Source organism: Streptomyces sp. SID13031 (assembly GCF_010548305.1).
Classification (GTDB): Bacteria; Actinomycetota; Actinomycetes; order Propionibacteriales; family Kribbellaceae; genus Kribbella.
In genome coordinates this window covers 99,194-114,064 of record NZ_JAAGLV010000016.1, presented here as the reverse complement: position 1 = coordinate 114,064, position 14,871 = coordinate 99,194, and the positions used below count along the sequence as shown (strand labels likewise).

General features: G+C 68.5%; 9 protein-coding genes. 6 read left to right on the top strand and 3 right to left on the bottom strand.

The genetic code is table 11. From position 1 onward, the window contains the following. The first annotated feature begins 117 nt into the window (after positions 1–117). From G3I17_RS28710 to G3I17_RS28695, 4 genes are all read left to right on the top strand, one after another. On the top strand, positions 118–1,119 hold the full coding sequence (locus G3I17_RS28710; RefSeq protein ID WP_164600733.1) for an ATP-binding cassette domain-containing protein: 1,002 nt from the start codon (positions 118–120) through the stop codon (positions 1,117–1,119). 1 nt (position 1,120) lies between these two features. Continuing rightward, a complete protein-coding gene (locus G3I17_RS28705; protein WP_164600732.1) occupies positions 1,121–1,885 on the top strand; it encodes an ABC transporter permease in 765 nt (254 codons plus the stop codon). A 138-nt stretch (positions 1,886–2,023) separates the two neighbouring features. Then, positions 2,024–2,818, top strand: coding sequence for a DUF2785 domain-containing protein (locus tag G3I17_RS28700; protein ID WP_164600731.1), 795 nt, complete (start codon positions 2,024–2,026; stop codon positions 2,816–2,818). Positions 2,819–2,906: 88 nt separating this feature from the next. After that, positions 2,907–4,361 carry a class I SAM-dependent methyltransferase gene (locus tag G3I17_RS28695; RefSeq protein ID WP_164600730.1) on the top strand — a complete coding sequence of 485 codons (1,455 nt, stop codon included), beginning with the start codon at positions 2,907–2,909 and terminating at the stop codon, positions 4,359–4,361. 143 nt (positions 4,362–4,504) lie between these two features. Here G3I17_RS28695 and G3I17_RS42270 read toward each other — a convergent pair whose 3' ends face one another. Next, positions 4,505–6,073: a GGDEF domain-containing protein gene (locus tag G3I17_RS42270; RefSeq protein WP_203590891.1), complete on the bottom strand. Its 1,569-nt coding sequence runs from the start codon at positions 6,071–6,073 to the stop codon at positions 4,505–4,507. A 49-nt stretch (positions 6,074–6,122) separates the two neighbouring features. After that, positions 6,123–7,700 (bottom strand): GGDEF domain-containing protein, encoded by a 1,578-nt coding sequence (locus tag G3I17_RS41775; RefSeq protein ID WP_203590890.1) that lies wholly within the window; start codon positions 7,698–7,700, stop codon positions 6,123–6,125. A 416-nt stretch (positions 7,701–8,116) separates the two neighbouring features. On the opposite strand from G3I17_RS41775, the gene G3I17_RS28680 reads away from it, so the two are divergent. Continuing rightward, the gene (locus G3I17_RS28680; RefSeq protein ID WP_164600729.1) at positions 8,117–8,533 is read left to right on the top strand and encodes a YciI family protein; all 417 of its coding nucleotides are present in this window, start codon (positions 8,117–8,119) and stop codon (positions 8,531–8,533) included. Continuing rightward, positions 8,533–9,747, top strand: coding sequence for a sigma-70 family RNA polymerase sigma factor (locus G3I17_RS28675; RefSeq protein WP_164600728.1), 1,215 nt, complete (start codon positions 8,533–8,535; stop codon positions 9,745–9,747). Before G3I17_RS28680 ends, G3I17_RS28675 begins: the two co-directional genes overlap by 1 nt. A gap of 49 nt (positions 9,748–9,796) precedes the next feature. On the opposite strand, the gene G3I17_RS28670 is transcribed toward G3I17_RS28675, so the two are convergent. Then, positions 9,797–14,581, bottom strand: a complete 4,785-nt coding sequence (locus tag G3I17_RS28670; protein WP_164600727.1) for a choice-of-anchor P family protein — start codon at positions 14,579–14,581, stop codon at positions 9,797–9,799. Positions 14,582–14,871 lie beyond the last annotated feature (290 nt).

Genomic DNA, 14,871 nt, shown 5'->3' with positions numbered 1-14,871 from the left:
GGTGGACACACCGGATCCGCCCCGGGTCCGATGTGATGACCCACCCAGGCCTCGATACTGATGGGGACACAGCCCGCCCATGAACTCATTGGCGCGCCACCGAACGAGGAGCACGGGATGATCGAGGCAAAAGGCCTCACCAAGCGCTACGGCAGCACCATTGCCGTTGACAACCTTTCTTTCGAGGTGAAACCCGGCAAGGTGACCGGCTTCCTCGGCCCGAACGGGGCCGGCAAGTCGACCACCATGCGGATGATCCTGGGACTGGACACCCCGACCTCCGGTGACGTCCGGATCGACGGCCAGCACTACCGCGACCTGCGGCAGCCGCTGACCAAGATCGGCGCCCTGCTGGACGCGAAGTGGGTGCACCCCAACCGCTCCGCCCGGGCCCACCTGGCCTGGATGGCCGCCTCCAACAAGCTGCCCAAGTCGAGTGTCGGCAAGGCGCTGGAGATGGTCGGTCTGACCGAGGTCGCGGGCAAGCGGGCCGGCGCCTTCTCGCTGGGTATGTCGCAGCGGCTCGGGATCGCCGGTGCGCTGCTCGGTGACCCGGAGATCCTGCTCTTCGACGAGCCGGTGAACGGCCTCGACCCGGAGGGCATCGTCTGGATCCGGACCTTCATGCACCGGCTGGCCGACGAGGGCCGGACCGTGCTGGTCTCCAGCCACCTGCTGTCCGAGATGGCGCTCACCGCCGAGGAGCTGATCGTGATCGGCCGCGGCAAGCTGATCGCGCAGTCCAGCACGACGGAGTTCGTCGACCGCGCCAGCGGCACCACGGTCAAGGTACGGAGCCCACAGCTCGACCAACTGCAGAGCATCCTGCAGGAGCAGAATCTGAAGACCCGGATCGACGACATCGAGGACCAGGGCAAGGTCCTGATCGTCGAGAGCGAGATCACCACCGACGCGATCGGCGAGACGGCCGCGGCCCAGGGCATCGTGCTGCACGAACTGTCACTGCAGCGCGGTTCGCTGGAGGCCGCGTTCATGCAGATGACCGGCGACTCGGTCCAGTACCACGCGCACGACGAGGGCGCCGCGGTCACCGACCCGACCGCGGTTCCGCCGGTCTCCGGCGCCGAGGTGGCCGCCGGGCCGAAGGAGGACAACTGACATGTCGTTGATCACTGTCGAGCGAATCAAGCTCTTCTCGACCCGGTCGCCGTGGTGGTGCATGATCGTCGCCGCCGTCTTGTCGATCGGGCTCGCGTCGCTGGCCACCGGTCTGTCCACCGGGGCCGACGAAGCTCAGGTCACTCCCGCGATGTCGCAGTTCGGCGTCAACCTCGGGCAGATGGTCATCATGGTGATGGCCGCGCTGGCCGTCACCACGGAGTACCGGTTCGGCACCATCCGGACCAGCTTTCTGGCCGTCCCGCAGCGTGCGTCGCTGCTGCTGAGCAAGACCGTCGTGGTCGCCGGACTGTCCGCCGTCGTCGGCCTGATCGCGTCCTGGGGCTCGTGGGGGATGGGCTACTTGCTGGCCGGCTCCGCGGACATGGCGATCGACACGTCGGCCGAGTGGCGGCTGCTCTTCGGGCAGGGCCTGGTCTACGGGATCGGCGCGATCTTCGCGGTCGCGGTCGGCATCCTGATCCGGCAGAGCGCCGGAGCGATCGCCATCCTGATCCTGTGGCCGTTGCTGGTCGAGAACTTGCTGACGCTGATCCCGAAGATCGGTGACGACCTGCAGAAGTGGGCGCCGTTCACGAATGCCAACCAGTTCATCAACGGCGGTCAGGACATGGGCGCGGCCGGCGCCGACGCCGCGGGTCCATCGGCCCAGCTCGGCCCATGGTGGGCCTTGGCGTACTTCGCCGCCTGGGGTATCGGCTTGCTGGTGATCGCCATCGGCGCCGCGAACAAGCGCGACGCCTGAGATGAGACGGCCGCCGGGTGGCTCTGCCGCTCGGCGGTGCGAGGTCCGGCCGGGCTGAGGGGTCCTGGTCGCTACGGCCCGTGGAACATCTGGTTTCCAGATGTCCCACGGGCCGTTCCCTTTGTTAGCCTGCGGGGCATGACCGATTGGGCGCGGGTACGCGCGGACGGATTCGCCGTACCGGGCGACCGGCCGCTCGACGACCTCGTCGCCGAGCTCTCCGCGATGCTCCGGTCACCCGATCCGCAGGTCCGGGACACGCAGGCCTACTCGACGCTCGCCACCTGGATCGGCGACGGTCAGCTCGGGCGCGACGAGTTGCGCGCGCTCGGGGACGAGATGGTGGACCGGCTCGCCGACCCGGAGATCCAGGCCCGGACCTTCGCGCCGCTGATCCTCGACTCGATCATCTCGCAGGGTGTCTTCGAGCCGTCCTGGGTGCCGCCGTTCGAGCGCTGGTACGTCGCCGAGGAGGATCTGCGCGGTTTCGACGCCAAGCTGGGCTGGCTGCACGCTGTCGCCCACGGCAGCGACCTCCTGGGGGCCCTGGCGCGCGTCCAGGCCGTCGAGCCCGTGCAGATGCTCCGGCTGGGCATCGGACGGCTCCTGACGCCCACTGAGTACGTGCTGCGCGACTTCGAGGACGATCGGCTGGGGTTCGCCCTCGCCATCGCCCTGATCCGCCAGGATCTTTCCGAGGAGGACGCGACCAGCTGGCTCGACCCCGCCGTACGGGCCGTCGCCACGGTCCCGACGGCCGGCATCCGCCCGGAGATCTCGAACACCCTGCGCACGATGCGCGTCGTCTATCTGCTCGCCGACCACGGCCTCCACCTGGACGACGCCCACCCGAACGCCCAGATCCCCCACCGCGACCAGATCAAGACCAAGCTCCTGGAACTCTTCCGCATCGCAACGCCGTACTACTTCTGACGCCCCGCGGCTGGGGGCTACCCTCGACGAGTTCCAGACCTGTGGATAACCGCCGGGCGCCATCGCGGCGGCCTGCGAGGATAGGGACATGGACGAGCAAGAGCTGGGCGCCGGACTGGTCGACCGGTTGCGCGGCGCCTTCGAGGCAGCGGCGTACACGGTCGAAGGCGTGGCGGAGCGGTTGGGTGCGGCGGCCAACAACGCGTTGGCGCGCAACGAGACGACGCCGGCCTTCCAGCAGACGGCTGCGGGAGACTCGCTCGACACCATGATCAGGCTGTTCTTGTTGCAACGCACGGAACCGAAGGACCTGGTGGACAAGGCGTTCCCAGGGGATCTAGGTGCATTGGTTGCCTTAGGCATCCTTAAGGAGGAAGGCCGTCAGGTCACGGCCGCGCTCGACGTTCGGCCGTACGCCGAGGACGACCGGCACTGGTGGGTGATCGCCGATCTGACGCCGGGGCTGGACGGCCTGCGTGAGCCGATGCGACCCGACTATGTGCTGGGGATCGCCCCGGCGAGCCTGAGCCTGGTCAAGCTGACCGTGCCGATCAAGGCCGAGCGGGCGCTCGACATCGGCACTGGCTGTGGCATCCAGGCGCTCCATCTAGCCGACCGGATCGGCCAGCTCGTGGCGACCGACATCAACCCGCGCGCTCTCCAGCTGACCCGCTGGACCGCCGCGCTCAACCGCGTCGATCTCGATGTTCGCGACGGCAGCCTTTACGAGCCGGTCGCGGGGGAGCGGTTCGACCTGATCGTGAGCAACCCGCCGTACGTGATCGCGCCGCCCGCTGCTGATGCGCGACTCACCTATCGCGAGACAGGGTTCGCCGGCGACGCGGTGGTCGAGCAGCTGGTTCGGCAGGCTCCACAGCACCTGACGGAGGGCGGTTGGTGCCAACTGCTCGCCAACTGGACCTGCGTCCGTGGCCAGGACTGGCAGGAACGAGTCGCCGGCTGGACCGGCGACAGGTCCAGCTGGGTGGTGCAACGCGAGCAACTCGACCCAGCGGAGTACGTCGAATTGTGGCTGCGCGACGCGGGTCTGCAGGGGCGTCCGGAGTACACGAGCCGGTACGACGCCTGGCTGCGGTGGCTCGACGAGCAACAGGTCGAGGCGATCGGGATGGGCTGGGTCAACCTCCACAACACTGCGGGCAGCACAACCGCCGAGGAGTGGCCGTACGAGATCGAGCAGCCGATCGGCCCGCACGTGCTCGACAGGTTCGAGCGGATCGAGGGGTTGCCCACCGATCTCACCGGGCTCCACCTGACCATGGCCGACGACCTCGTGCAGGAGACGGCCGGCCCGCCGGGCGCCGAGGATCCGGCGACGATCGTGCTGCGCCGGCAGCGCGGCATGCGCCGGGCCGAGCAGGTCGACACCGTGCTCGCCGGCTTCGTCGGCGCCTGCGACGGCGACCTCAGCGTCGGGCAGATCCTGGACGCGCTGGCGAGCCTGCTGGAGCGCGACGACCTGCACGCGGATTACCTACCGAAGATCGCCGGCCTCATCACCGAAGGCTTCCTGACGGACTAGCCCCAAGCGACGCCCGGGTGGTTTCGGTTGAAACCCACTCGGCGCTCGCCCCGACTGGCGGCGGGCGAGTCGTCGTTCGCGATGGGTGCAGGGGGTGGAGACAGTGCTGGCGCGGGGTGCGGATTGGTGCTGGAGCGGGTCGGTCAGGTTGATTTGGTGCGGCGGTGGCGCTTCTCCTCGTACATGCGCCGGTCGGCGACGGTCAGCAGTTCGTTGATCGAAGTACCGTCGGTGCTGCTCGCCTGGCCGATACTCAACCGGAGCATGGCGAACCACGGCTCGACCGCGCCCCGGGCGACCCGGTCCGCGGCGGCCTTGATGCGCTCGACGAGCTCGCCGGCGCCGCGCTCGTCGGGGTTGTCCAGGACGACGACGAACTCGTCCCCACCCGCCCGCGCGACCACGTCGTCGGCGCGGCACTGCTCGGTCAGCAGTTGGGCGACGCGGCGCAGTACCTCGTCGCCGCAGGCATGGCCATGACTGTCGTTGACGACCTTCAGGTTGTCGACGTCGATCGCGAGCACGGCGATCGAGCGGCCGGAGTCGAGCGCCGCGCCCATCCGCTCGTCCAGCGCCCGGCGGTTGCCCACGCCGGTCAGCGGGTCCTCCCGCGCCGCTCGCCACTCGGCGTCATGCCTGATGGAGAGCTCATGGGTCGCCAGCGCGCTCCGTACGGCGTACAGGCCGCGTAGCCGTTCTGCCCACCAGCCACGCGTGATCGCTCGCGCATACTGCAGGCCGGACGCGGCACCGGCGTCTCCGGAGTCCGCCACGATCCGTACTGCGGTGTGCCGGACCAGCGCCTCAACGGGCGGATCCGAGGTCGGTGGCAGATCTGTCGCGGACCGCTCGGCAGCCTCCATCGCCTCGTCGAGCCGGCCCATCGACGCGTAGGCCTTGGCCAGATAGGCACCGGCGATCGCGGCCGGCTCCGGCGAACCCAGCTTGGCCAGCTGGTCGCGGCAGTCCTTGAGGATGACCACGGCCTCGGCCGGATCCGCGTCGAAATCGCTTGCTGCCAGCCACATCCGCCCGGCGATCGGCCAGTAGCCGATCAGGTTCGCGCGGACGATCACGCCGTTCGCCTCCGCCGCCCAGCGCTTGGCCTCCTGGCGCCGGCGAAGGATCTCCTCGTCGTACGCCGGGTCGCCGAGCCGCTCCATCTCGTGCGCCCAACGGAGGTTGGACTCGGCCAGGTTCAGCCGGTTGATCGCGGGGGACTCGGGCAGCCCGAGCGGGTCGACCTCCGCCGCGGCGGCGAACTCGAAATGCGGGATGCACAGCTCGAACAACCGCAGCAGGTCGTAGGCGTACCCGAGCCCGGTGTGCGCCCAGCTCGCGAGGCCGGGGTCCTTCGTCCGGGCCAACGCGTTCTCGGCGGCGACCAGGTCGGCTACCGAGTCGCCACCTTCGCCGGTGCGGATCAGCGTGACGATCCGGACCGCGATCGCATTGGCCTCCCAGCCGGGCTCCTCGATCGCGCGGGACACCCGGATGCAGCCGTCGACGGCGTCCATGGCCGCGTCGGTGTCGGTCGCGTGATGCGCCGCGACGGCCCGGACGTACTCCGCGGCAGCGCGTTCGCTGCTCGGCTCCGGGCCGAGCTCGGCGAGCAGTGCGCGGATGTCGGTCGCCGCTCCGGCCGGGTTGCCCGACTGGGCCCGCGTCATCGCTGCCGCGATCCGCGCGGTCACCCCCGACGTTTCCCGCACCCAGCCTCCCCGTCCCTCTGTCTTGCTCGAGCCTGTCTTGCGTCTGCGCTTACCTGGAACGGCGCTTGTCCTCGTACAGCCGGCCGTCCGCCATCGGGACGAGCAGCTCCACCGGCACGCCTTCCGCGGTCGCGGCGTACCCGATGCTCAGGCCCAGCTTGCCGAGCCACGGCTTGGCCGTCGTGGCCGCGACCAGGGCGACCGCGGCGCGGATCCGCTCGGCGAGCTGCGCGCCACCCTTGGCGTCGGGCTGATCCAGCACCACGAAGAACTCGTCCCCTCCCGATCGAATCACGGCATCGGTGGCACGCGCCTGTTCTACCAGCAGATCTGCAACAAGTTGCAGCAATTCGTCCCCGTAGGCATGCCCGAAGGTATCGTTCACGACCTTGAGGTCATCGACGTCGATGGCCAGCAAGGTCACCGCGCGCTGCGAATCACGGGCCGCGGTCAGCCGTTCGTCCATCGCCCGGCGGTTGCCGATCCCCGTCAACGCGTCCTGGCGCGCGGCGTGCCACTCGGCATCGTGGCGGGCCGAGAGGTCATGGGTGACCAGTGCGTGCCGTACTCCGTTCAGCGCGCGCTGGCGTTCCTTCCACCAGGCCCGCGCCACCGAGTAGGCGTAGTCGAGTGCGGCCTCGGCACCGTGGTCGCCGGCCAGCGCTGCGAGCTCGGACCGGGTCTGCAGGACGAGGAGTTGCGTCGACGGATCAGCCAACGGGAGCAGGTCTTCGATGGCGCGATCGGCGGCCGCGCGAGCCCGCTCCACGTCGCCGAGCGCTGCGAAAGCCCTTGCCAGGTAGGCGCCTGCGATCGCCAGCCGTTCGGTCTCGCCGAGCTTGCTGATCTCGTCGCGGCACTGGGTCAGCGTTTCGATCGCGGCCGCCGGGTCGGTCGAGGTCGCCGCCGCGGCCAGCCAGATCTGCGCGCTCAACCGCCAGTACTCCTGGCTCTCGTCATCGACGATCACCGTCTCCGCCTCGCGCGCCCAGTGCGCGGCCGAGGCGAGCCGCTCGTCGATCTCGGCCTGGTACGACGGATCGCCGAGGCGCTCGAGTTCGTGGGCCCACCGGAGCTGGGTCTCGGCGAGGTTGAGCCGGTCGATCGCGGGGGACTCGATCAGGTCGAGTGCGTCTTCCTCGATGCCGGCGGCGATCTCGTAGTGCGGGATGCACAGCTCGAACAGCCGCAGTACGTCGTACGCGTAACCGAGACCGGTGTGGGCCCAACCACGCAACCCCGGATGGGTAGTCCGGCTCAAGGCGTGCTCCGCGGCGACGAGGTCGGTGATGGTGTCGCCACCGCGTCCGCTCCGGGCGAGGTTGATCACGCGGATCGGATACGCGTTGGCCTCCCAGCCCGGCTCGTCGATCGCCCGGGCGACGTCGAGGCACGCATCCACCGCGGCCAGCGCTTCGTCGGCATCGCTGGCGTGATGTGCGGTCACTCCACGCACGTACTCCGCCGCGGCCAGCTCATAACTCGGTACGCCGCCGAGCTCGGCGCGGATGGCCTCGATCTGGGCAGCCGCAACCACATGCCCGCCCGACTGGGCAAGCGTCATCGCCGCCGCGATCCGTGCGGAAATCCGCCCGGCCTCCATGCCCGCCCTCCCCTTCTCCGTCACCCACTGCTCCGCTGAGACCGCCCATTGTGGCGGCGCGGAGGTTCCCTGTCACTGCCCAACCCCACGCCACCCAGGTGCGCGGCTCGCCACTTGGCGACTGCAAGCGGGCCGACGCACCATCCGACCGCAACCCCCGGGGGCTCATCCGTAGCCACCAACGAAAAGCGTGCCGGGGCTCAGCGAAATGGCAGGCCCACTGAGGAGCACTCGCAGGCAGCCCGTGCGGGTCACCCGTTCGCCAGGAACGGCGGTCAGTCAGCGCCCGCGCTCACCCTGTTCGCCAGGTGTGGCGGAGCAGGCGTGGGGTTTGTTGCTGCGACGATAGGTTTTTCCGGGGCTGTGTCGATCCGTGGGCCGGCCGTTCGACCTGTGGGTGCGAGGGCCGAGAGGCGGTTCCGCCGGACGAGGAGAACGCGATGTCGAAGTACATGCTGATCATGCGGGGCACCGATGAGTCGAATGCGGCGCTGATGGACGGGTTCGAGGAGTTGGCGGCCTCGACCTACCAGTACATCGAGGCGCTGGTGAAGGCCGGGGTGTTCGTCGAGGCCGCCGGGCTGGACGATGCGGGCCAGGGCGTCGTGGTCGACTTCAGTGGCGAGACGCCGGTGGTCACGGACGGGCCGTACGGAGAGACCAAGGAACTGTTCGGGGGCTACTTCCTGCTCGATGTCGCCTCGAAGCAGGAGGCGGTCGAGTGGGCCAAGCGGATCCCGGCGGTCACCGGGTCCAAGATCGAGGTCCGGCGGGTGGTCGGCGATGACGAGATGCCGCAGGGCATCGAGCGGGCCGTCGAGGAGCGGGCCGGGAGCGAGAGCGCCGGCCGGAGCTGATGGGTACAGCCGACGTCGAGGCCGTCTGGCGGATCGAGTCGGCGCGGATCGTTGCTGCGCTGACCCGGTTCACCGGCGATTTCGGGCTGGCCGAGGACGCCGCCCAGGAAGCGGTGGCCGAGGCGCTCGTGTCGTGGCCACTGAACCCTCCGGCCAGCCCGGCCGGCTGGCTGATGGCCACGGCCCGGCGACGGGCGATCGACGCGATCCGCCGCCGGACCGCCTTGAAGGACCGGTACGCCGTGTTGGCAGAGGACCCGGTGATCGACGAGGAGATCGACCCTGACCGGATCGACGACGACATCCTGGCGCTGATGTTCGTCAGCTGCCACCCGGTACTTTCCCCCGAAGCCCGGGTGGCGTTGACCCTGCGCGTGGTCGCCGGGCTGTCCACCGAACAGATCGCCCGCGCGTTCCTGGTACCTGTGCCGACCGTGCAGGCCCGCATCACCCGGGCCAAGAAGACGATCGCGGCGGCCGGGGTGCCGTTCGAGCTGCCGGCTCCCGGCGAGCGGCGGGAGCGGCTGGGCGGTGTGCTCAGCGTCATCTACGTGATCTTCACCGAGGGGTCGACGGCCACGTCGGGCGATCGGCTGCTGCGCCCCGACGTTGCGTACGAGGCGATCCGGCTGGCCCGCACGCTGGCCGCGCTGCAGCCGGACGAGCCGGAGGTACACGGCCTGCTGGCGTTGTGTGAGCTGACGGCCGCGCGCTTCCAGGCTCGGACCGACCCGGACGGTTCGCCGGTCCTGCTGGCGGACCAGGACCGGCGGCGGTGGGACTTCTCGGCGATCAACCGTGGGCTGGCCGCGCTGGTCAAGGCATCGGCTCGCGGGCTCGGTCCGTACGGCCTGCAGGCCGCGATCGCCGCCGCCCACGCGTCGGCGCCCTCGGTCGAGGACACCGACTGGGACCGGATCGTGGTGCTCTACGAGGCGCTCGGCCGGGTCGCGCCCTCGCCGGTGGTCGAGCTCAATCGGGCCGTCGCCGTGGCGATGGCCTCGGGCCCGGCGCAAGCCCTGGCCATCGTGGACGAGCTGATCGCCCTGGACCGGCTCCCCGGTTCGCATCTGGTTCCGACCGTACGCGGGGAGCTGCTGGCTCGGCTCGGACGGCGACCGGAGGCGCGCACGGAGCTGGAACTGGCGGCCCGGCTGTGCACCAACCAACACGAACGCTCAGTACTACTACGCAAGGCAGCCGCACTGGATTGACCTCACCGCAGCCCTGCCCGGTCGGGTTTCGACCGGGCAGGGGTCCGCTTCAGCGGGACGCGCAGTTGTGGAGGCTGCTGGTACTGGAGCCCACGACGACGTCCACAGTTCCGACGAGCGCTGTCAGATGAACAGCGTTGACGGTCAGACCGCGGTCGGCGCCCGCGACCGGCTTCTGCTCGTTGACGACCAGGCGCGCGCCGGCGCCGAGGTCGATCGCCGAGTTGGGATCACCCGAGATCGGCACCGATTTGCCGGCCACCTTCAGAGTGAGTGAGGCCGAACCGGTCGCCGACGTACAGGTACTGGTGGAGGTTGCCGTCAGACCGGAAATCTCCAGAACGTCGATCCCGGGAATCCCGATCCGCACCTCGGACACAGTGGTAGCAGCTTTCGAGACGCTCGGACTGGTGCTGGTCGTGACCTTGGCGCAGACGGCACTTGCAGTGATGACGAGCGTGTCAACTCGCGCCGTACAAGGTGGTTCTTTGATTCCAGCGCCGGTAGTACGGACCTGCCCGGTGTCGGGTGTGGCGAGCAGATCGAGCCGTACCAGCGGCAGGTGGATGCCGGCTGACAACCCGAACGCCCGGCCGGCCATGAACTCGAGGCTGACCGAACCGGCGGCATCCGACCCCTGATAGCCACGGTCTCCGAAGAAGGACGCGGCGAATCTGGTACTGGCGGCATCGGTCAGTTGCTGGTCAACCTTGGCAATGGTGCATCGGGCCGTACCGGTGAGATCGGTGGTGCCGTAACAACTCTGCTGAGTTGCTCCGGCTCCCAGCGAGAGCGTCACGGGGCGACCCGCGATCGGTCCCTGACTGCTGAGCACGGCCGTCAGCTGTGCCGGTTCCCCGTTCGCGATCCGGATTCCGGTGCCGAGAGCCACCGCGGTCGGCTGTTTCGCGATCGGCAGTCTGGTCGCGTAGGCGGACCAGAGATTGTCCGCGCCGGTTGCCCAGGTAAGCCACAGCCGGCCGTTGAACGCACCGACTGCCGGGGTGGTCGAGGTCCGGGCATCGCGGCCGGCCTGAACCCGTGCGGCCCAGCTGGAACCGTCGGTGGAACTCGACAGGTACATCGCTGTGTCATCACCGACTCCTCTCCAGGCGATATAGGCCGCGCCGTCAGCAACCGTCAAGGCAGGCCCGGTACCGGATTTGCTGTCGGCTGCCACCCCGACTGGTGCCGTCCAGGCGATGCCGTCCTTGCTGGTCGACGAGCGAACGACCGCACCGTCAGTGCTGGTCCAGGCCAGGACAAGCTTGTCACCCAAGGCGGTAGTCGCCGGGCCGGCCGATGTGTGTCCGTCGGTGCCGGCCGCTACCGGCGCTGACCACGTGACTCCGTCTACGCTGCTCGCTGCGTACATCGCGCTGTCGTCGCCCGCGCCCTTCCAGACGGCGTGGAGCTTCCCGCCAACTGACGCAAGAGCAGGACCCGCGCTGGAACCTTGAGCAGCGGCCGATCGCACGCCCTGCGGCGTCACCCGGGTGGGAGCGGACCAAGAACTGCCGTCGGCGCTCGACGACGTGTAGACCTGTGAATCTTCCGCGCCCGTCCAGGACGCGAACAACTTGCCATCGTGGACCGTCAGCGCCGGGGCGGCACTCGTGGTGTTACTGGCGAGGATGTGTTCAGCCGGCTTCCAGCTGCTGCCATCCGTGCTGGACGACAGGTAGAGCCCAGAGTCCGCGCCGCGCCACAGCGCAAATTGCAAACCCTTGTACGTCGTCGTTGCCGGGCCGTTGACGACTCCCGCGGCCGGTATGGCGGGACCTGCCGTGGACCAACTTGCCAGCGCGGGCGCCTGCGCCGGCAGATCATCGGCCGGCGGTCCGGGGACAGTTCCGGGATTTACCGCGTCGGTGACCAGGCGCAGGTTCCGCATCGCTGTCTGCACCAACGGCAGAGTCTCGTCGATACCTTCCGACCGGGCCTTGAAGTGCTCTGCGTACCGCCCGGCCAAACGGTTGAGCCGAACCGCGGAACTCCAGGCCAGGCAGGCGATGAACGGGTCGTCCCCCGTCAACCCGTCCAGCCGCTGGCACTTGTCTGTGCCCTCCATCTGGTCCTGCTGTTCCGGTGGCTTGTTATCCGCCAGGTTGACCGCGGCGGCATCGATCATCCCGGCGATCGCGTTGTACTCGTCGGGAGTGTCGTTGTAGATGGCGTGGTCGCCGAACAGCAGCGCCCGCAGGTTGTCGTCACCTTCCAATGCCCGCGGAAAGCCGAGTTGCGTATAGGCGCGGTGGAGACTGACCAGCAGGTTGAGCTCACTGGTGGTCGAAGGGTTCTGACGGAGGAAGGCTGCCGCCTTCTGGTAGTGCTCGATCCGCTTGTTGGTGAGGAACTGGGTCATCCGGTTCGTGGCATCTTCCGCGGGCGCCACCGGAGAGTTGCTCTCGGCATCGGTCTGGAAGTTGGCCTTCGCCGACCCGTCCCAATCCGCAACCAGCTTCTGCGGCGGCGTGATGGGCGGATCGTCACCGCAGTAGAACGGCACATCCGGCGACGCCCGCGAGCAGCCCTGGTACTGATAGTCCTTGGTCACGATCTTGCTGGTGGTGCGGGCAACTCCCCGTGGTTTCTCCGGCCAGGTCAGCCCTTCCTCGAAGACGACGGCCAGGTCGCCGAAATCGGCTCGGATCTGGAACGGTCCGGTGTAGTCGTACTCCGAGTGTTTGTTCTCCCAGGTGGCTCGCCAGCACACGTCGTACGCCGGGCCGGCCCAGTTCTGGTTGTTGAGCCCGATGTAGCGGGCGAACATCTCCGCGGTCGGGAGCAGCTTCCCCGACACATTGGTCGGCGTGTCCAGCGGTCCCAGCGAGCCGTCGCACTGTGGCGCTTGCAGGGGGCTCTCGAGTCCGTTGGAAGGGATGGTCTGGTTAAGACCGCCGAACAGTTTGTAGGTCTTGCCGTCCTTCACGAACTGCTCGCGGTCCTGGACGGTGTTCATCAGCTTGACGAACTCGTCGCGGTACTTGGTGGTCAGCGAGCCGAAGATCTTGTTGGTGCTGCCGTCCGGTCCGGGCGCACTGAACGACTGGGCGGTGTCCCGGATCTCCCGGCCGGCGGTGATGACCTGCCCGGCCCTGATCTCACTGACTTCCTTGGCCAAGGTGGGATTCTGGCTCGACAGCAGACTGTAGCCGTTCGCCGCGAGCTCCCAGACCGCAGCGTTCCCCACCTTGCCTGGCTGCGGGTAGGTGCTGTCGAGGGCCTTGTGCGCATAGGCGCCGAGGAACGAGATCGAGCCGTACGGTCCGTACTGCTCGAGGACCGGGCCGACCTTTGCGCTCACGTCGGTATAGGCCTCCTCCGGAACCACGAACGCGTCCTCGGCCGACGTGGTTCGGGCCGTACTGAAGAAGGATGCCTCACCCTGGTCGTACATCTCCTGCGTGAGGAGGCGATCGCGATGGTAGAAGCTGTAGTCGATCAGGGCGTCGGTGGTAGTCCACAGCGGACCCTTCGCCAGCGACTGGATCGCTTTGAGCAGCGTGACGCCCAGGACCTGCAACTGGTTCTCCACGTTGGCCAGGTTGACCGCGATCGTCCCGGCCTGGTCCTTGACCTCCTGGACGTCCTCGCCGAGCTTCTGGAACTCGCCCAGCATCGCGACGAACTGGTCGTCCAGCTTCCGGTCGATCCGGTCGAACTGGCGATCCAGATGAACCCGAAGGTCTGCGATCTGCTTCTGCAAGGCGGCGATCGCCTTGAGGATCTGCTGGTCCACGGTCTCCCCAGCACCGGCGAACAAGGTGACCAGCGTACTGATCGCACCGATGAAGTTGCCGGTCAGGCCGACCGCCGCCAATGAGAACGCCGTATTCACCAACTGGGCCGCGGTGATCACCTTGTCGACAGCCTGAGCGATCTGCATCGCTCCGTCACCGAACAACCTGATCTGCCGGCCGAGATCGGGGCTGACCAGACCGGCCAGGAACGCAAGCCCGTCCATCCCTGCCTTGGCATCGTTCATCCGTGCCAGTCGCTCTTCGCTCGCCTTCTTGGCCTCCTCCCGCTGCTTCGCGTCCGGCTCCGTCCACGCGGCACCCGGCGGACGGTCGTCGAGCGCCTTCCCGAAGGTGGCGAAGTCCTTGTCCCGATCCGCTTTCAGCTTGTCGGTGAGCTTGGTCAGCTGCTCATTGATCACCAGCGGGTACGACGGGCTGCCCTGGGCCGCGAAGATCGCCCCGAAATCAAGCGTGCCCCGCAACTGCGGAGTCGCGGCAAGGATCGCTCCGGTGGTCGCGGCATCGACACCGAGGGTCGCGCCGATGGCCGCGTTCCAGCCGCCACGGAACGACGCATTCGCGCGGGCCTGCTGGGCCACTCCGGCCCAGACCGACGACTGTGCCTTCGCGAAGTCGGAGTTCCAGGCGATCTGCTGCTGGGCTCCGCTCACCCGGTCGGATGCCTTGCCGGAGCGCGACACGTTGCTGGTGCCGACGATCGAGAAGATCAGCTCGCGGACCTTCGGTCCGATCGGCGCGGCGGCCGAGGCCGGCCCGATCGCCTCGATCGCTGCACCGACGGCCTCGGCGGCATTGCGCTGCCAGAGGTAGTCCGCGACCTTGGCATCGATCTTGTCCTCGGTCGCCGCAGCGTGTTCGCGGATCGCGTCAGGATCGGCCTGCGGATTCCTGGCCTGCCAGTCGAGCAGGTCCGCGCTCACCACGAGGTGCTCGGCCGATTGTTTGTCGGTGACCAGGATGTAGCTGCCGAGCAGCACATCGGCCAACCCGGCCGGTTCGGCGTCCAGCGCCGCAGGGACCGCCTGCGCCGCCTGAAGTTGGCCCAACCCAGCGACGAGGGACAAGCTCATCATCACCCCTACAGCAGCGGCGCTCCGCGGGCCCCAGCGCCCCACCCGCCACCGAACGGACTTTCGTCCACCCATCACGATCTTCCCCTCGTAGTCCGGCCGCGAATGCGCGGTTCCGAACAGCAGGGTGCCCTCGATCGGGTGGGAGATGACCGGCCCCGGCCAACCCGTGCGCGAACGACCACAGCCAGTGCCCAAAAGGCACTGCCCTGCAGTCCCGTCGCACGCCGACCGGACGGCGGTGAGCCCCTGCGCACGCCACCAACCAGTCGTCAATCCGACACGGTCGC

Coding starts and splice junctions, on each gene's coding strand:
- G3I17_RS28705 (WP_164600732.1), top strand. CDS start 1,121: ATGTCGTTGATCACTGTCGAGCGAATCAAGCTCTTCTCGACCCGGTCG.
- G3I17_RS28680 (WP_164600729.1), top strand. CDS start 8,117: ATGTCGAAGTACATGCTGATCATGCGGGGCACCGATGAGTCGAATGCG.
- G3I17_RS28700 (WP_164600731.1), top strand. CDS start 2,024: ATGACCGATTGGGCGCGGGTACGCGCGGACGGATTCGCCGTACCGGGC.
- G3I17_RS28695 (WP_164600730.1), top strand. CDS start 2,907: ATGGACGAGCAAGAGCTGGGCGCCGGACTGGTCGACCGGTTGCGCGGC.
- G3I17_RS28675 (WP_164600728.1), top strand. CDS start 8,533: ATGGGTACAGCCGACGTCGAGGCCGTCTGGCGGATCGAGTCGGCGCGG.
- G3I17_RS28710 (WP_164600733.1), top strand. CDS start 118: ATGATCGAGGCAAAAGGCCTCACCAAGCGCTACGGCAGCACCATTGCC.
- G3I17_RS28670 (WP_164600727.1), bottom strand. CDS start 14,581: ATGAGCTTGTCCCTCGTCGCTGGGTTGGGCCAACTTCAGGCGGCGCAG.